21 protein-coding genes are annotated in these 17,226 nt (G+C 60.2%); all 21 read left to right on the top strand.

Annotation, left to right across the window (positions count from 1 at the left end):
• Positions 1-4 precede the first annotated feature (4 nt).
• Entirely contained in the window at positions 5-1,021 is a 1,017-nt protein-coding gene (locus JFT81_RS13810) for a phage late control D family protein (protein ID WP_201227737.1), read from the top strand.
• A 147-nt stretch (positions 1,022-1,168) separates the two neighbouring features.
• Positions 1,169-1,753 carry a hypothetical protein gene (locus JFT81_RS13805; RefSeq protein WP_201227736.1) on the top strand — a complete coding sequence of 195 codons (585 nt, stop codon included), beginning with the start codon at positions 1,169-1,171 and terminating at the stop codon, positions 1,751-1,753.
• Complete coding sequence (locus tag JFT81_RS13800) at positions 1,750-1,932, top strand: DUF2635 domain-containing protein (protein ID WP_201227735.1); 183 nt, start codon at positions 1,750-1,752, stop codon at positions 1,930-1,932. Before JFT81_RS13805 ends, JFT81_RS13800 begins: the two co-directional genes overlap by 4 nt.
• Positions 1,932-3,428, top strand: a complete 1,497-nt coding sequence (locus JFT81_RS13795) for a phage tail sheath subtilisin-like domain-containing protein (protein WP_201227734.1) — start codon at positions 1,932-1,934, stop codon at positions 3,426-3,428. Before JFT81_RS13800 ends, JFT81_RS13795 begins: the two co-directional genes overlap by 1 nt.
• A 67-nt stretch (positions 3,429-3,495) precedes the next feature.
• Complete coding sequence (locus JFT81_RS13790) at positions 3,496-3,843, top strand: phage tail tube protein (protein WP_007908779.1); 348 nt, start codon at positions 3,496-3,498, stop codon at positions 3,841-3,843.
• Positions 3,840-4,136, top strand: coding sequence for a phage tail assembly protein (locus JFT81_RS13785; RefSeq protein WP_007908778.1), 297 nt, complete (start codon positions 3,840-3,842; stop codon positions 4,134-4,136). Before JFT81_RS13790 ends, JFT81_RS13785 begins: the two co-directional genes overlap by 4 nt.
• Positions 4,137-4,266: 130 nt before the next feature.
• The gene (locus JFT81_RS13780; RefSeq protein ID WP_201227733.1) at positions 4,267-6,042 is read left to right on the top strand and encodes a phage tail protein; all 1,776 of its coding nucleotides are present in this window, start codon (positions 4,267-4,269) and stop codon (positions 6,040-6,042) included.
• Positions 6,029-7,264, top strand: coding sequence for a DNA circularization N-terminal domain-containing protein (locus tag JFT81_RS13775; RefSeq protein WP_201227732.1), 1,236 nt, complete (start codon positions 6,029-6,031; stop codon positions 7,262-7,264). Before JFT81_RS13780 ends, JFT81_RS13775 begins: the two co-directional genes overlap by 14 nt.
• Positions 7,265-7,267: 3 nt before the next feature.
• Complete coding sequence (locus JFT81_RS13770; protein ID WP_201227731.1) at positions 7,268-8,317, top strand: phage baseplate assembly protein; 1,050 nt, start codon at positions 7,268-7,270, stop codon at positions 8,315-8,317.
• A gap of 135 nt (positions 8,318-8,452) precedes the next feature.
• Complete coding sequence (locus JFT81_RS13765; protein ID WP_201227730.1) at positions 8,453-8,962, top strand: phage baseplate assembly protein V; 510 nt, start codon at positions 8,453-8,455, stop codon at positions 8,960-8,962.
• Positions 8,962-9,360, top strand: coding sequence for a phage GP46 family protein (locus JFT81_RS13760; RefSeq protein WP_201227729.1), 399 nt, complete (start codon positions 8,962-8,964; stop codon positions 9,358-9,360). The genes JFT81_RS13765 and JFT81_RS13760 overlap by 1 nt, the downstream gene beginning before the upstream one ends.
• On the top strand, positions 9,350-10,396 hold the full coding sequence (locus tag JFT81_RS13755; protein ID WP_201227728.1) for a baseplate J/gp47 family protein: 1,047 nt from the start codon (positions 9,350-9,352) through the stop codon (positions 10,394-10,396). Before JFT81_RS13760 ends, JFT81_RS13755 begins: the two co-directional genes overlap by 11 nt.
• Positions 10,384-10,983, top strand: a complete 600-nt coding sequence (locus tag JFT81_RS13750; protein WP_201227727.1) for a putative phage tail protein — start codon at positions 10,384-10,386, stop codon at positions 10,981-10,983. The genes JFT81_RS13755 and JFT81_RS13750 overlap by 13 nt, the downstream gene beginning before the upstream one ends.
• 13 nt (positions 10,984-10,996) lie before the next feature.
• Positions 10,997-11,878 carry a phage tail protein gene (locus JFT81_RS13745; protein ID WP_201227726.1) on the top strand — a complete coding sequence of 294 codons (882 nt, stop codon included), beginning with the start codon at positions 10,997-10,999 and terminating at the stop codon, positions 11,876-11,878.
• 17 nt (positions 11,879-11,895) lie between these two features.
• On the top strand, positions 11,896-12,315 hold the full coding sequence (locus tag JFT81_RS13740) for a tail fiber assembly protein (protein WP_201227725.1): 420 nt from the start codon (positions 11,896-11,898) through the stop codon (positions 12,313-12,315).
• A gap of 71 nt (positions 12,316-12,386) precedes the next feature.
• The gene (locus JFT81_RS13735; RefSeq protein WP_201227724.1) at positions 12,387-13,544 is read left to right on the top strand and encodes a phage tail protein; all 1,158 of its coding nucleotides are present in this window, start codon (positions 12,387-12,389) and stop codon (positions 13,542-13,544) included.
• On the top strand, positions 13,541-14,056 hold the full coding sequence (locus JFT81_RS13730; protein ID WP_201227723.1) for a phage tail protein: 516 nt from the start codon (positions 13,541-13,543) through the stop codon (positions 14,054-14,056). The genes JFT81_RS13735 and JFT81_RS13730 overlap by 4 nt, the downstream gene beginning before the upstream one ends.
• A gap of 139 nt (positions 14,057-14,195) precedes the next feature.
• Positions 14,196-15,293, top strand: a complete 1,098-nt coding sequence (locus JFT81_RS13725) for a phage tail protein (RefSeq protein ID WP_201227722.1) — start codon at positions 14,196-14,198, stop codon at positions 15,291-15,293.
• Positions 15,294-15,300: 7 nt separating this feature from the next.
• A complete protein-coding gene (locus JFT81_RS13720) occupies positions 15,301-15,867 on the top strand; it encodes a tail fiber assembly protein (RefSeq protein WP_201227721.1) in 567 nt (188 codons plus the stop codon).
• A 22-nt stretch (positions 15,868-15,889) separates the two neighbouring features.
• Positions 15,890-16,777: a phage tail protein gene (locus JFT81_RS13715; RefSeq protein ID WP_201227720.1), complete on the top strand. Its 888-nt coding sequence runs from the start codon at positions 15,890-15,892 to the stop codon at positions 16,775-16,777.
• Positions 16,778-17,224: a phage tail assembly chaperone gene (locus tag JFT81_RS13710; RefSeq protein ID WP_201227719.1), complete on the top strand. Its 447-nt coding sequence runs from the start codon at positions 16,778-16,780 to the stop codon at positions 17,222-17,224.
• Positions 17,225-17,226: the final 2 nt, after the last annotated feature.

The following is a 17,226-nucleotide window of genomic DNA, read 5'->3' as shown; positions in this document are numbered from 1 at the left end:
TTGCATGGCACAGGGATTTACACCGGCGATCGAAATCTACGGGGCCAACCATGCGCTGCTGAACCAGCGCCTGATCAGTTGGGAACACATTGATGCCGCCGGGATGGAGTCCGATCAGCTGACACTGGTGATCGACCTGGAAGGCCTCGAAGGCTTGCCGACCCTGGGCGGAACCATCGGCCTGCGGGTTGGCTATCTGGAGTCCGGGCTGGTCGAAAAGGGCCAGTTCAAGGTGACTCGATTGACCCCGACGCTGTTCCCTTTACGCCTGACGCTGGTCGCCACGGCCGCGCCTTTCAGTGGCAAGGACGAGAGCGGATTCAAGGAGCGGCGCACGGCCAGTCATGGCCCGACAACCCTTGGCGGACTGTTTCGCGAGCTGGTCTTGCGGCACGGATTTTCGCCTCGCGTCGATCCCGAACTGGCGCTGATCAGGATTGCCCATGTTGACCAGTCGAACGAAACCGACATGGGCTTCATCACACGCCTGGCGAGCAAGTACGACGCGGTGGCCAAACCCTACAACGACCTCTACGTACTGGCGAAACCGGCGCAGCTCAAATCATTGTCGGGTCAGGTGATACCGGACGTCAGGTTGTCGGTGACCAGCAACAATCGACCGGGTGATCACGCTTTCATCAGCGCCACACTGGAAGAGACCGCTCGCACTCAGAACCAGGGTTGCAAGACCTGCTTCTGGGACGGTGCTGTCGGCAAGCTGCAGGAGGTGATCACCGGTTCCGCACCCTACAAGGTCATTCGCCAGAAACAGGCGAGTGAAGAAGAAGCCAAAGCCATCGGCGAAGCCGAAGTGCGCAAGATGCTGCGCGAGAAATACACGCTGAAGGTTACCTGCCCGGGCGATCCGCTGCTGGCCGCCGAAGGCCTGTTGGTGCTGGATGACACCTGGCCGGATTTCATGCGCGGTCGCTGGTCTATCAAAAAAGTCACCGCCAGTGGCAAACGCGAGGAAAGCTATCGCTGCCTGATCGAAGCAACCGGCCTCGACCCCAAAGCCTGATCCCTGCACAACATCCCGTGGGAGCGAGCCTGCTCGCGAAGAGTCCGGCATATCCAACATTGATAGTGACTGTCCCAGCGCTTTCGCGAGCAGGCTCGCTCCCACATTGGGTTCTGCGTTAACTCCTCTAATTTCTGGAACACCACCATGAAGATCACCCCGATCCTCACGCAGTTGCGTGCGCAATGCCCTGGTCTGGCCAATCACATTTCGGTAGGCGTCGATCCGGCGTTGCTGCAAGGCGACCCGAATCTGCCGACACCTTCGGCCCACGTCACACCACTGGCCGATCTCGCCAGCAACAGCACCGCACAAAACCTCACCACCCAACCGATCCGCGAGCGCTTTGAAATCGTCCTCGCGCTTGACGCCTCCGACGCTACAAAAGCGCTGGATCTGTTGCACGACCTGCGCGCCGAGATCTGGCGCGCATTGGTGGGTTTCAAACCCGATTCCGACTACAGCGCCATCGTCTACGACGGCGGCGAAATGGTCTCGATCAACAGCAGCCGGGTTTTCTACCGGCTGCGCTTTTTTGCTGAGTTCCAGCTCGGCCGCAATCTGCCAAGTCAGCCTGCGGAGAGTTGGCACGAACGCGAACTGGACGGTTTGTCGTCCTTTACCGGGGCCACCGTGCGGGTCGATGCGATCGACCCGGCCGACCCCAACCTGAAACGCCCGGGCCCCGATGGGCGCGTGGAAATGACTTTCTCTGGAGACGTAACCCCATGAGCAATCGCATCACCGTACTGCCGGCCGCCGGCCGTGTCGTACCTGACCCGGAGGCGGGCGATCTGCTGCCGCTGGAAGGCCGTGAAGTGCTGGACAGCGCCTGGTGGCGCCGGCGTCTGGCCGACGGCGATATCACACTCAAAACCGCAAAAGCGGCTAAACCACAGGGAGCCAAATAATGGCGATCGGATTCAGCAACATCCCCGCGGACATTCGTGTACCGCTGTTCTATGCCGAAATGGACAACTCGGCCGCCAATAGCGCGAGCTCGACCTTGCGTCGTTTGATCGTCGCCCAGGTCAACGACAACATCGCCCCGACTGAAGTCGGCAAACTGGTTTTGGTCTCCAGCGTTGCGCTGGCCAAAAGCATCGGCGGCCAGGGCTCGATGCTCGCCTCGATGTACGAGACCTTCCGCAAGGCCGACCCGATTGGCGAGATCTGGTGCCTGCCGCTGCACAACACTGAAGGCGCTGTCGCCAAAGGCGTCCTGACCCTGACCGGCACCGCGACTCAGGCCGGTCTGCTCAACCTTTATGTCGGCGGCGTGCGTGTGCAAGCCACCGTCGTCAACGGCGCGACCGCTGCCCAGGCCGCCACCGCGCTGGCGCAGAAAATCAACGCCACCGCCGACCTGCCGGTCAGCGCTGTCGCTGCCGAAGGTGTGGTCACTCTGAACGCCAAATGGACTGGCGACAGCGGCAACGACATCAGTTTGCAATTCAATCGTCTGGGCAAGAGCAACGGCGAAGAAACCCCGGCCGGCCTGACCTCGGCGATCACCGCCATGACCGGCGGCGCTGGCGTACCGGATCAGGTTGAAGCCATCGCGGCACTGGGTGACGAACCGTTCGAATTCATCGCACTGCCATGGTCCGATCTGTCGACGCTCAATACCTGGCAAGCCGTCATGGATGACAGCACCGGTCGCTGGTCGTGGGCCAAACAACTGTTTGGTCACGTCTACAGCGCCAAGCGCGGCACCGTAGGCACTCTGGTTGCTGCCGGCCAGGCACGCAACGATCAGCACATGACCATTCAGGCGCTGGAGCCGGGCGTTCCGCAACCGTTCTGGGTACAAGCCGCGGCACTGGCTGCGCGCACGGCGGTGTTCATCTCCGCCGACGCCAGCCGCCCGACGCAAAGCGGCAGCCTGCCAGGTGTCGACCCTGCCCCGGCGAGCGAGCGTTTCACCCTGACCGAGCGTCAGTCGCTGCTCAACTACGGCATCGCCACCGCGTACTACGAGGGCGGTTACGTGCGCATCCAGCGTTCGATCACCACCTATCAGAAGAACGCCTACGGCCAGGCCGACAACTCCTACCTGGACAGCGAAACCATGCACCAGTCGGCGTTTATCGTGCGTCGTCTGCAAAGCGTGATAACCAGCAAATACGGCCGGCACAAACTGGCCTCCGATGGCACCCGTTTCGGCGCCGGCCAGCCAATCGTCACCCCGGCGACCATTCGCGGCGAGCTGATCGCGCAGTACGCCAAGCTCGAGCTGGAAGGCCACGTGGAAAACGCTGAGCTGTTCGCCGAGCACCTGATCGTCGAGCGCGACGTGCAGGACCCGAGCCGCGTGAACGTGCTGTTCCCGCCGGATTACATCAACGGTCTGCGCGTGTTCGCACTGCTCAACCAATTCCGTCTGCAGTACGACGACGCGGCTTGATCGGCGCGTTTGACGTCAAGCTTTCAGCCCACCTCGCGTGGGCTTTTTTATTCAAGGGAGTAACACCATGGGTCAACTGATTGCAGGCACCTGCTACGTCAAAGTCGACGGCGCACAACTGACCATCAATGGCGGCTGCGAAGCCCCGCTGATGGCGGTCAAACGCGAAACCGTCGTACCCGGCTTCTACAAGGAAACCGACATCGCGCCGTCGTTCAAAGTGACCGCGCTGCACACCGCCGACTTCCCGCTGAAGAAGCTGATCGAAGGCACCGATATCACCGTCACCTGCGAATTCAGCAACGGCAAAGTCTACGTGCTGGCCGGCGCCTATCTGGTCGAAGAACCCGTCTCCAAAGGCGATGACGCCACTATCGAACTGAAGTTCGAAGGCATCAAGGGGACCTGGCAATGAGCGGCGCCGTGAAGCTTCAAGTTGCGATCGAAGCTCACGGCGAGCCCCTGACCGAACTCGTCCTGCGCCGTCCGACGGTGCAGGAAGTGCGAGCGATCAAGGCGCTGCCGTACAAGATCGACAAGAGCGAAGAGGTCAGCCTCGACATGGATGTCGCGGCCAAATACATCGCCGTCTGCGCCGGCATTCCGCCGTCGTCCGTCAACCAGCTGGATCTGGCTGACCTCAACGCGTTGAGCTGGGCCGTTGCGAGTTTTTTCATGAGTGCGGCGTCGGCGCCATCACCGACCTGATCGCCGTCGCCTATGACCTGGCCTGGTTCTGGAAGGTTGACCCCGAACAGATGATGGCCAGGCCACTGGATGTGCTCCGCGAATCGCTGGAGCACGCGCAACGGATCAATGCGATGCAGCAGGTGCAGTGATGGCAGACGAAGAAAACAAAGCGAAAACCCCGGTGCTGCTGACGGGCATCGATGAACTGTCGCCCAAACTCGGCGCCCTGCGAGTAAAGGTCGAGAGCTTCAAGAAAAACCTCGAACAGACCGGCCTCGGCAAACTCGACATCAGTGGTCTGTTCAAGGGCGGCAGCGTGATTACGCCGTTCGTCGAGGGCATCAAATCGGCAGCGGCGTTTCAGGGCAAGTTGACTGAAGTCAGCGAGACGGCAAAAACCGTCGACCTGCCCGCCGCACCGAAAGTCGCCGCGCAAAACATGAACGTGTTCAGTGCGTCGATGGAGAAGGTTTCGGGCGCTATCGATGCCGCGCTGGCGCCAGCGGTTGCGGCATTGGTCGTCGGGCTTGAGCCGATGCTGACTCAGGTTGGCAGCCTGCTTGCCGACAACCCGAAACTGGTCGAAGGCCTGGCGGCAGGGGCGATTGCCTTCTCCGCCATGCAAACCGCTGTCACCGGGGCAACTCAGGTGTTCGACGTGATGAGCATGGTGCTCAAGACCAATCCGATCATGCTGATCGCCATGGGCATCGCGGTGGCAGCGGGATTGATTTATGCCAACTGGACGCCGATCAGCGCGTTCTTCACCGGGATGTGGGAAGGCGTGAAGAGCGCCGGGGCGAGTGCGATGGCGACGTTGCGCTCGGTACTCGACTGGCAACCGCTGGACGCACTGGCGGCATTGTGGGAGCCGGTCACGGCATTCTTTTCGGGGATCTGGAACAAGGTCAAAGCGGTTACCACACCGGTGATCGACTTCTTCAAGTCGGTGTTCTCGTGGTCACCGGCCGGCATGATCATGGACAACTGGGCGCCGCTGACCGGTCTGTTCTCGGCGATCTGGGAATTGCTCAAAGCCTTGAGTGTGCCGGTGATGGCGTTTCTCAAAGGGCTGTTCGACTGGACGCCATTGGGCATGATCATCAACAACTGGAGTGCAATTACCGGGTTCTTCGCGTCTATCTGGATCGCGCTACAACCGGCGGCGCAAGTCATCAAGGACTTCTTCCGAACGCTGTTCGACTTCTCCCCGTTGGGGCTGATCGTCAACAATTGGGGAAGCATCGTCACGTTCTTCGAACCGATTTGGGCCGCGCTGCAAACGTCGGCGCAGCAGATCAAAAGCTTTTTCCAGGGCTTGTTCGAATGGTCGCCGCTGGAACAGATCGCGATGTACTGGCAGCCGATCAGTGAAGTGTTTTCGGCACTATGGGGCGTGGTGCAAGCTATGGCCGCACCGGTACTGGAATTTCTGCACAACATGTTCGAATGGACACCGTTGGGACAGATCATCAAGAACTGGGGGCCGATCACCGAGTGGTTCGGCGAGTTGTGGCAAAAACTGCAAACCGTTATCGCGCCGATCAAGGAACTGTTCGACGGTGGTTTCGCCGGGTTGATTGCCAAGGTCACCGGCAAGGTCGAAACGCTGACCGAAGCGCAGCGCCAGACCAATGCCGAAGGCAAAGGTGAATTGGCTCCAGCGTTTTTCAGCGCAAACCCTCAAGCGTCATCTACCGGTGCGTTGCAGGGCGGCTCCTTGCCGCAATCCTCCAGCGCACTCGTCCAGCAAAGCGCTGCCAACAACCGTACGCAACTCGAAGGCGGCCTGACCGTACGCTTCGAAAATGCGCCGGCCGGGCTGCGCACCGATCAACCGCAAACCAATCAGCCGGGCCTGGCGTTATCGTCGCGCATCGGCTATCGCTCGCTGTCGGCAGGAGGTTCCAATGAACTGGCGTGACCGTTTGTTGCCGGCATCCTTTCGCGGTGTCGGGTTCTGGATCGATCAGGCGAAAACCCCGGTCGGTCGAAAGGGTCAGCTGCACGAGTATCCGCAGCGTGACCTGCCGTTTTTCGAGGACCTCGGCCAGCAGGCCAAGACACACGATCTGACGGCGTTCATTATCGGCCCCGATTGCCTGGAGCAGCGCGACAAGCTGCTCAAGGCACTTGAGGCGGGCAGTGGCGAGCTGGTGCATCCGTGGCTCGGGCGCCTGCAAGTCAAGGTCGGCGAATGCGACATGACCCACACTCGCCAGGATGGCGGGTTGGTGACTTTTGCGCTGAAGTTCTATCCAGATAAGCCGTTGCAGTTTCCGACTGCGTCCGTCAGTACCCAGCAGACAATACTGCTCAAGGCCGGGACTTTTCAGGCCTCTGCCCTCGCGCGGTTCGAGCAGGCGATGACGATGATCAAAGCGGCGCGGATCGGCATTGCCAATTTGCGTAACAGTCTCGCCGGGGTCTACGAGATCATCAAAGAGCAGCTCCAGCCGCTGATCGAGTACTACAAAGACGTCACTGACTTGGTCAAAGCGGTCAAGGAGTTGCCCAAGGAACTGGCGGCGGAGTTCAACGGCTTGCTCGGCGATATCAAGGAGCTGAAGACGTTTGCGAAGGAAGGCTACCGTGGCGTGATTGCCGACGTGTCGCAACAACTCGAAGCTATCCGCAAGGCCGATGCGCCGAAGCTCACCACCGGCACGGACACCAATGCGGCGGCGCAAGCCATGGCTGATCTGGTGCAGGACACGCTGATCGTGAAAGCGGCGCAGTGGATCGCGTCCATGCCGGTCGCCAGTAAGCCGATGAAGTTGCCGTCGACGCCTTCCGTTAACAATCAGGCCAACCAGCCGATCACTCATCAGGACGTGCCGTCCACCGACGATACGCTGGCGATGCTGAAGAATCTGGTCAGCACGCTGGATCTGGCGAAGAACAAATCCAGCCCTGCGCATCACCAGGTAGCCAGCGATTTGCAGGATGCGTTGGTCACCCACCTCAAGGCCGTTGCGTCCTCGGGTATACGGGTTGTCACTAAAACCATTCAGGAAAGCGCGCCGGCGCTGGTGATCGCCTACAAGTACCTGGGCGATGCCACGCGGGCCCTGGAAATCCAGCAGCGCAACCCGACGAATCATCCCGGGTTCTCACCCAACCAAGTGAAAGTCCCCGGGGAGTGAACCATGAGCGAGATGGATAACCGCGTCACGCTGACGGTCAACAATCTGGAATATGGCGGCTGGAAAAGCGTGGAAATCACGGCTGATCTGGAGCGCCAGTTCCGTACCTTCAAACTCGACATCACCTGGCAATGGCCAGGGCAAACGGTGGATAAACCGATCAAGCCCGGCGACCCGTGCGAGGTGAAGATCGGCAACGATCTGGTGCTCACCGGCTACGTTTTCAAGGCGCCGATCCGCTATGACGGGCGGCAGATCAGTCTGACCATCGAAGGCAGTTCGAAGACCCAGGATCTGGTCGATTGCGCGGCCATCAATCGCCCGGGTCAATGGCAGGAGCAACCGCTGCTGAGCATTGTCGAGGCGCTGGCGATGGGCTATTCGCAGTCGGTGGTCAACGAGATACCCGAGACAGCACGACTGGCCAAACACACCATCGTGCCGGGTGAAACGGTGTTTCAGTCAATCGACCGTTTGCTCTCGCTGCTGCGGGTGTTTTCCACCGATGACGAGCAGGGCCGGCTGGTGCTGGCCAAGCCCGGCAGCGGCGGTCGGGCCAGTGATGTGCTGGAGTTGGGCAAGAATATTCTCTCGGCCAACGCACCGATGGATCACAGCCAGGTGTTCTCCGAATACCGGGTGATCGGCCAGCAAAAAGGCTCGGACAAGAAGAGCGGGGCGGCGGTCAGCGAAGTCGAATCGATTGCTGTCGACCTGACCTTCAAACGTCGCCGCACCACGGTGATCAACGAAGGCACGCAACTGACCTTTGAGTTGGCGCAGCAGCGTGCCCAATGGGAAAGCGCCACCCGCATGGGCCGTGCGCAGACCACCACCTATCAGGTGCAGGGCTGGCGTCAGGCCAACGGCGATCTGTGGCGCCACAACACGCTGGTGCGGGTGAAAGATCCAGTGCTCGGCTTTGATGGCGACATGCTGATTTCCAAAGTCACGTATTCGCTGTCGGCGCAAGGCTCGGTGACAACGCTGCAAGTGGCACCGCCGCATACCTTCGATCCCGATCCCACTCCAGCGAAGAAAACCTCAGCCTGACACCGAACCCTGTGGGAGCGAGCCTGCTCGCGAAAGCGTCGGCAGCCTCAACATCACCGCGCCTGACCCGCCGCCTTCGCGGGCAGGCTCGCTCCCACATTGATCCCATTCGGGCCACTTTTGGAAGGACAACTCATGAGCTTACTGACACGCCTGCTGGCGCGCGGCACTGTCGTGCTCGCCAATTCGGCATCCAAGCTGCAATCGCTGCAAATGCGCCTCACCGCCGGGGAAGTGAACGATGACCTCGAGCATTTCGAACCTTATGGCTTCACCAGCAATCCGCTGGCTGGCGCCGAAGGGATCGTCTCGTTCCTGGGTGGTGATCGTTCCCATGCCATCGCGCTGGTGGTCGCCGACCGCCGTTATCGCCTGCAATCACTGGCTGCTGGCGAAGTGGCGATCTACACCGACGAAGGCGACAAGATCCACTTCAAGCGCGGCCGCATCATCGACATCGAAACTGCCACGCTGAACATCAAGGCCAGCACTGCGGTGAACATCGATACGCCGGTGATCAACCAGACCGGCAAGATCGTCTCCACTGGCGATCAACTCGCCGGCGGCATCAGCCAGATCAAACACGTGCACGTAGGCGTACAGGCCGGCAGCGGCCAGACCGGCGCCCCGGCGGGAGGCAAATAATGCTTATCAGCCCGAACCTTCACGCCGCGCTGACCCGTGCCGTGCTCATCAGCCTGTTTACCTGGCGTCGCGCCGCCGATGACGACGCCCTCGATGACGACGAGCGCTTTGGCTGGTGGGGCGACAGTTTCCCCACCGTCGCCGACGATCGCATCGGCTCGCGTCTGTGGCTTTTGCGTCGGGTCAAGCTGACCCGACAGACCCAGATGGACGCCGAATTCTATGCCCGCGAAGCCTTGCAATGGCTGCTCGACGACGGCCACTGCAGCGCCATCGACATCATCAGCGAACGCCTCGACGCCCAGCGCCTGAACCTGCGCACGGTCCTCACCCTGGCCGATGGCGAACGCCTGGACATCAACCCCGATAACAGTTGGCAGGTGATCTATGCCGTTTGAAACCCCTTCGCTGCCGGTGCTGATCAAACGCACCCAAAGCGACCTGGCCGGCGATTCGCTGCGCCAGTCCGATGCGCAAGTGCTGGCCCGAACGCTCAGCGGCGCCGCGTATGGCTTGTACGGTTACCTCGACTGGATTGCCGAGCAGATTCTGCCGGACAAGGCCGACGAATCGACCCTGGAACGCATCGCTGCACTGCGTCTGAACCAGCCGCGCAAACCGGCGCAAGCGGCCACGGGCACGGTAAGTTTTACCGCCACCGCCGGTGCGGTGCTCGACGCCGATACGTTGCTGCAAACCAACGACGGCCGCACGTACAAAGTCACCGCCGCGCGCACCACCAGCAATGGCAGCAACAGCACCACGATCGCCGCGCTCGACGCCGGCAGTCTCGGCAACGCCGACGCGGGTCTGACGCTGACGCCGGTGCAGCCTATTGCTGGCGTCGTCGGCAACAGTTTCGTCGTTCTGGCCCCGGGGCTCAGCGGCGGTGTGGCGCGGGAAAGTCTGGAGTCGTTGCGCTCGCGAGTGATTCGCTCCTATCGCGTCATCCCCCACGGCGGCTCGTCCAGCGACTATGAAACCTGGGCGCTGGAAGTGCCGGGCGTGACCCGCGCCTGGTGCCGTGGTGGCTTGCTCGGCCCGGGCACGGTGACGGTGTTCATCATGCGCGACGACGATCCGCAACCCGTGCCGAACGATGAGCAACTGGCCGAGGTTCAGGACTACATCGAACCGCTGCGCCCGGTGACTGCCGAGGTGCATGTGCAGCGACCGATTCAGGTGCCGGTGGTCTACCGCTTCAAAAGCGTCAACCCCGACACCAGCGCCGTGCGTGCGGCGGTCGAAGCGCAGTTGCGCGATCTGCACAACCGCGAGGCCGATCTCGGCGTACCGCTGCTGATCAGCCATATCCGCGAAGCCATCAGCAGCGCCGGCGGCGAATACGATCACACGCTGACCGCGCCGGCGGCTGACGTGCCTGCCGGCAAGAGCGAACTACTGACTTTCGGAGGTTGCGTATGGGGGGCATAAGAACCGCCGCGCAATACCAGGCGCAACTGCGCGCCTTGCTGCCCGCGGGTCCCGCTTGGGACCCGGAGCAAGTCCCGGAACTCGAAGAAGTCCTGCAAGGCGTCGCCGTCGAACTGGCACGCCTCGACGCCCGCGCCGCCGATTTGCTCAACGAAATGGACCCCGCCGGCGTCAGCGAACTGGTGCCGGACTGGGAGCGGGTGATGGAATTGCCCGACCCCTGCCTGGGCGCCACACCACTGTTCGACGACCGCCGCCTCGCCGTGCGCCGCCGCTTGCTCGCGGTCGGCAGCCAGGCCGTCGGTTATTACCTCGAAATCGCCAAAAGCCAGGGCTACCCCAACGCCAGCATCACCGAACTCGAAGCCCCGCGCATGGGCCGCGCACGTTTTGGCGCGGCGCATTTCGGCACATGGGAAGCGCAATTCATGTGGACGCTCAACACCGGCGGCCGCTTGCTGCTCGGCCGGCGTTTCGGCGCGAGCTACTGGGGCGAACGCTTCGGCGTCAATCCGGGTTCGGCACTGGAGTGCCTGATCCATCGAAGTGCGCCGGCGCATACCAAGGTGCACATCAATTATGACTAGGGAGGAGTGAGCCATGGATTATCCGAAAAGCATGCCCGGTGTCGGTTTGGTCAACAGTCGTTTTGTCGATGAAAATCCCGTCACAGGAACCCCCGGATCGTTGATTCCAGCTGAGTGGGGCAATGCCCTTACCGAAGAGGTGTTGACGGTCATCAAAGCCGCCGGGCTCGAGCCGACCGAAGGCTTGAACACGCAGTTGCTGGCGGCCATTCGCGGCAAAAAGCTGTTTGAAACGCCGGCCCAGTTCGATGTCAGCCAGAAAGTCGCGACGACCGAGTTTGTACAGCGCGCACTCGGCAGTCTGGCGGGGCAGACCAATTACGTCGGTGAGGTTTCGATGACCGCCGCTGACGTTGGCAAACTGTCGATCTTTACCGGCCCAAGCACTGCAACATTGCCGGAGTGGTCGACTGTGCCTGCCGGAGGGTTGGTGTCTCTGGTGGCAAGCTCCGGTGGCTTGACCGTAAAAGTCAGAAGTAACGAAAATCTGAGCTCCGCCACCGGTAGTGTGCCGGATAACACGTTGTCATTTGTCGGTGGTAGCTACGTTACTTTTCGCCGACTTCTACTCGGCGGAGGCTGGGGTCTGGACTCCGGTGACGGTGCACTCAAGTACTCGCCCGCGTTTACCGCTTCATTGAACACTGCAGGCGGCTATCAGCGTTTGCCCAGTGGCTTGATCCTGCAATGGGGGCTGGCCACGGGCGGGGCACTCAGCGAAACCATTACCTACCCGATTGCCTTTCCAAAAAGCGTGCTTTTTCTCTCGGGTGGCGATATCTCGCCGGGATTCGCGGATCTGCGCTTCTCCCTGTTCAGACTTTCGCAAAGCCAGTTTCAGCGCTTCTCCAATGTTGACCCTGGCGGCTGGAACTGGTTTGCCCTGGGCTGCTGAAATCAACGGTGAATGAAATGAAATATATTGATTTTGATGCCCAGGGCGAACTGCTTGGGCGCTATGACTCGGTGATTCACACGCAGATGCCTGCCACTGCCGTAGAGATCTCCGATGAGCTGTTCCTGCGCACAATTGAGGAACGCGACGGCATCTGGAAATGGACCGATGGCAAGGTCACTAAACATGCATTGCCGAACGCATCGCTGCTGGTTGAAAGCGAACAGCGAGCATCGGCCCTGGCGCGGCGTGACGAGTTATTGGCCGAAGCTGACCAGCAAACCGTCGGTATGGCCGACGCCTACATCGCAGGGTTGCTGGATGCCGATGACATGCAGCGGTTCAAGGCATTTGCTACTTACAAACTGGCGCTGAACAAGATCGACAGACAGCCAGGTTATCCGCAAAGCGTGGACTGGCCAGTGTTGCCGGTTTGATGCCTTTTCTGACTTGAAGCCTGCAAAAAACAGTTTCTGAACAATCACCCAGGATAACGGGAGGTCCCCGCGTGGATTATCCAAACAGTGTGCCCAGCGCCGGATTGGTGAATGGGAAATTTGTTGATGAAAACCCGATGACCGGAACCCCGGGATCGCTGATTCCGGCGGATTGGGGCAACGGGGTTACGCTGGAAATTCTCAACGTGATCAATGCCGGTGGGCTGACCCCGGACGAGAAGAAATACGATCAGTTGTTGCAGGCGATTCAATCGGTGACGGCCAAGGGTTGGAATCAGGATCTGGCGTTGCCTCTGGTGGCATTGCCGCTGCCGACCGTTGCCACTGCCGATGGTCGGCTGCCGGTCAGCCCGGCTGCGGCATCCACCAGCGGCGGCAAGGTTTCAATTGCGGCGGGGACGTTTATCAGCCTGGGTCAGGAAGTCGTGAATGGCCAGTTGGGTCGCTCGCGCACTTTTATGACGTCCGCTTGGAGCAGTGTGGATCTGTTGCCCAGCAGTCATTACTTTTTGCGCGCGCAAGTCGCTGGCGGTGTACTGACGTTCTATGTGCAGCGCGGCAACATCCATGACGTGATGCCCGAGTCGTTGAAAGGAACAGTCAACGGCGCCGCCGGTGGGGGATTCCAGTCAACAGCACTGGACATGTGCCTAGCCTGGGTAATTACCGGTGCACCGGGCTCGGTGCCCACCGTGCGAACCATTTATAACCGTGCCCGTTTAACCTGGACCCAAACCGTCAACGGGACGGGCGCAATTTTCCTGCCACTGGATCCCCATGCACGTTCTGCACGATTGGTTGCCGGCAACCCGACGCCGTCTTCGACGGCGGTTACGTCTGTCGGGTTTCCATCAACCGGATGGGTGGGGGGCAACTATTGCTTTCTGTCGCCTGTGATTGCCGGCAGTTCCAACAACCCCGGGGGCTGGAACCCCACAACGATTTCCCCTTGCGTGTTGTTCACCAACAACATCGTTAACGACGTGACGGTTTCAACGCTGGCCGCCAGTTTCGACCATGCCAATTTGCGCTCGCTGTGGCAGTGCTATCAGGCAGAGCACAACCTTGGCCAGTCGAACGCCGAGAGTGATGAGTTATTGCTGAGCATGGGCATCAAGACTCATCCAATCACCGACTACAGCGTTGGTATTGCAATCAACTTTGCAGACGCCGTGAACGTCCAACTGTCGTGGGAGCTTATTCGATGATCGTTATTCAGGAGCTTCATCAGTTCGACGGCGAAATGCGCCTTCCTCAACCTTCTGCCGCCCATGACTGGGATGGTGATAGATGGGTAGTGAACGCCGATAAACAGGCGGCGCTGGACGCTCAGGAGACTGAACGCTTGTGCACAAAAATCGACGCCGCCGCCGATAGTGCCCGCGCGGAGCTGGCCGGCGATCCGCTTAAAGCCATGGAATACGCCCAGGCCGCCGCCGACGCTCAGGCTTATCAGGACGCCGGTTACCCGAAAAAGGAGGTGCCGCTGTCTGTGGCTGCCTGGGTGGTCAAAGGTCGTACGGCCAAACAGGCTGCCGAGCAGATTCTCGGCAAGGCTGATGAACTGACCGATCACCTGCTGACCCTGCGCACCCTGCGTCTGAAAGCCAAGGCGCAGATTCGTGCGCAGGCCGCCAAAGGCAATCTGGAGCAGGCGCACAGCGCAGGTGCTGAAGCATTGGTCGCGATTCGTGAGCTGGTCAGCGGTGTTTCCGGCTAAGCCAAAAAGCCTTCGTTCTGCGTCACCCAAGCCCACTTCAACGTGGGCTTTTTATTTTCAGAAAACCGACCGTAGACGGACACGCTTGAAACGCTGTGTTGGTACCGGTCATTTGTCATTTCAAAGGAACGAACAACCTATGGATTATCCAAAAAGTGTCCCCAGCGTCGGCCTGGTCGATGGCTGCTTCGTCGATGAAAACCCGTTGGCTGGCACACCGGGATCGTTGATTCCGGCGGTGTGGGGCAACAGTGTCACTCAGGAAATTTTGAGTGTTATTAACGGTGCCGGGCTGGTCGCTGCCGAAGCCGACACCGGCCAACTGCTCAAAGCCATTCAATCGATTGTCGGCAACGCCAGTCCGATGCGTTCGGTCGTCACTCGTCTCGCCGCGACGAAATCGCTCACTGACCAGGAACTTGGCCTGGTATTGATCGATGGCAGCGCCGCGCCCATGACCGTGACTTTGCCAGCGGCGAATGCGGCTCTGGGTGTGCGTGATGTGATTGTCCGGCGTATGGATAACACGGTTAACCGGTTGGTCGTTCAGGCCTCGGGCAGCGACCGGATCCGGTTTCATACGCATCTGTCAGCGAACGGTTATCCGTTTCTGGTGCTGATGGGCGGTGGTGACTGGTGGCAATTACGCAGTGACGGCGCCGGCAGTTGGTGGCCGGTCGGACGATTTGACAATACCCCGTTGGGCAGACCTTCGTTTGAAACCACAACGGTGCTCAATCCAGGTGGTTATGGACTGCTCAACGGCAATTTCTTGAAACGTACGGAGTGGCCTTGGCTGTGGGACTTCGCTCAGGCTTCGGGGGTGTTGACGACGGAAGCGGCGCGCTTTACCCGAGAGGGCGCGTGGACCAGTGGCGACGGTGCATCGACCTTTCGAATTCCGGAGATTCGCGGTGAATTTCTGCGAGTGCTCGATGAAGCCCGAGGCATCGATATCGGGCGAGTCGTCGGTACGCTGCAAAACCATTCGCTGCAAAGCCATAACCACTTTCTCCCGACAGGAACCGGTTCATCTTTCCGTCCGGCACCGGCGATTCCGGATACCGTCTGGAACGTGGGCACTGACGTCAACTTTTCCCCGACCTCCGGGACCGTTGCGACGACCTATCCCAACCCGGCATTCGACTCGGATACCTACATCGGCAACATCGGTATTTTTTCTGCCGAAACCCGTCCGCGAAACATCGCCCTTCCTGCGCGAATCAAACTGATCTGAGGTGCCCATGTTCAATTATCTGATAGATGACAGCGGGGCCTTGGTCGGTCCTGTCGAGTTTCAGCCTGTGCCGGGACTGGGTCTGCAACTGCCCAGCAACGCAGTGACGCTGAGCATCGAACTGGCGCCAGCGCCCGAGGGATTTGCCTGGGCCTATGACAACGGTTCGTTGCAACAACGGGTTGATTGTCGCGGCGATGTCTACCGCACTGACACGGGCATCCGGCAAACCTGGACCCGCCTGGGAGAATTGCCGGAGGGCTTCACTCAGTTGCCCTGGCCGGGTGGCTTTCATGCCTGGGTCGATAACGCCTGGCAGGTCGATGAAGCCGCGCAATTGGCGGATCTCAAGCGTGTCGTGCTCGCTCAGCGGGATGCCTTGCTCCGCGATGCAGTGCTGAGAATCGCACCGTTGCAATACGCCGAGGACATCGGTGATGCCGACCACAACGAACAACTGCTGCTGATCGAGTGGAAGCTCTACAGCGTAGAGCTGAACCGTCTCGACAAGCAGTCGGGTTTCCCGCACGAGTTCATTTGGCCGGCCGTACCTGGCGCCATCACTGAGGCCTGAACAGGCGACAAGGAGAGTTGCAATGGATTACCCGAAAAGTGTTCCCAGCGCAGGGCTGGTGGACGGCAAGTTTGTTGATGAAGACCTGATGAGCGGCAAACCGGGATCTTTGATTCCGGCGAGTTGGGGCAACGGCGTCACTCAGGAAATTCTGGGGGTTGTACAGGCGGGCGGTCTCACGCCGAGTGAAGCCTCCAACACGCAATTACTGGGTGCACTGCGCAGCGCTCAGTTATTCAAGACCGCCGCACCTTTCGATGTCAGCCGTGCGGCGGCGACTTGCGAGTTTGTCCAGCGGGCGCTTGGCAGTTATGCGGGATCGCGCAACATCGCGGCCGCCACGCAGTTGACCGCTGCCGATGTGGGGTGCTCGTTCGGTCTGGGCGGTAGCGCGTCTTACACCGTGAACTTGCCGGATCTGGGCCCGCTTCCCAGTGGCGCAACCATCGCTTTGCACTGCCGCAGCAGCGTCCCCATCACCGTTGCGTCCCCAGGTGGAGCACAAATCAGTCCGCAAGGCGTGTTGATGAATGCGATTGTGATGAATGGTGGCGAGAGCGCCACCTTCGTCAAAGAAAGTGGAATCTGGGCGGTTCATGGAACGGCGAGTCTGAAATATGCCGCGCTGTTTTCCGGCATGGTGAGCAATCCGGGCTTCCAGAAACACCTGAGTGGAAATATCGAGCAGTGGGGTACGGGTTATTCGAATGCCGAGGGGAATATCTATGTGACGTTTCCAATGGCCTTTCCCCGAGGTTTTTTTTCGTTGGTGGCTACCCATACGGGAGGCGATGCGGCGATGGTCGCGCTGATTGCGTACACCCAGTTGGGTTGCACGCTGAGAATCCGCAATTCGGCCGGTCAGGTGAGTGCCGGTTGGGCCGTGAACTACATTGCAAAGGGTTATTGAATGAACACCTACAATATTTTGTTCAGCCCCAGTACACGGGGTGCCTACGTACCGGGCATCAACTCGACGGACATTCCCGACGACGTCATTGAAATTCCTAAGGACTACTGGATTTCGCTGCTCCAGCAACTGGCGGTCAGCGCGAAAATGATCGGGGTTCGGGCGGACAATGGCTATCCGATCCTGATCGATCCACCGTCGCCTTCGACAGAAGAACTCGAAGACATCGAACGTGGCTGGCGCACAGCGCAACTGGCAGCCACCGACGGTCTGGTGGCGCGAGATCGCGATGAATTGGAAGACGGCGGTGGCACCACGCTGACCACCGAACAATACGCCGAACTGCAGGCCTATCGGCGCGAGTTGCGCGACTGGCCGCAAGGATCGTTTTTCCCGTTCAGCGAGCATCGTCCGGTAGCGCCGCGCTGGTTGGCAACGGCACTGTGAGC

Origin of the sequence: Pseudomonas sp. TH43, from assembly GCF_016650635.1 — a bacterium.
In the GTDB taxonomy this organism is placed as follows: domain Bacteria; phylum Pseudomonadota; class Gammaproteobacteria; order Pseudomonadales; family Pseudomonadaceae; genus Aquipseudomonas.
Note: the sequence above shows the minus strand (reverse complement) of the source record. Positions and strands in the feature narration are given on the sequence as shown.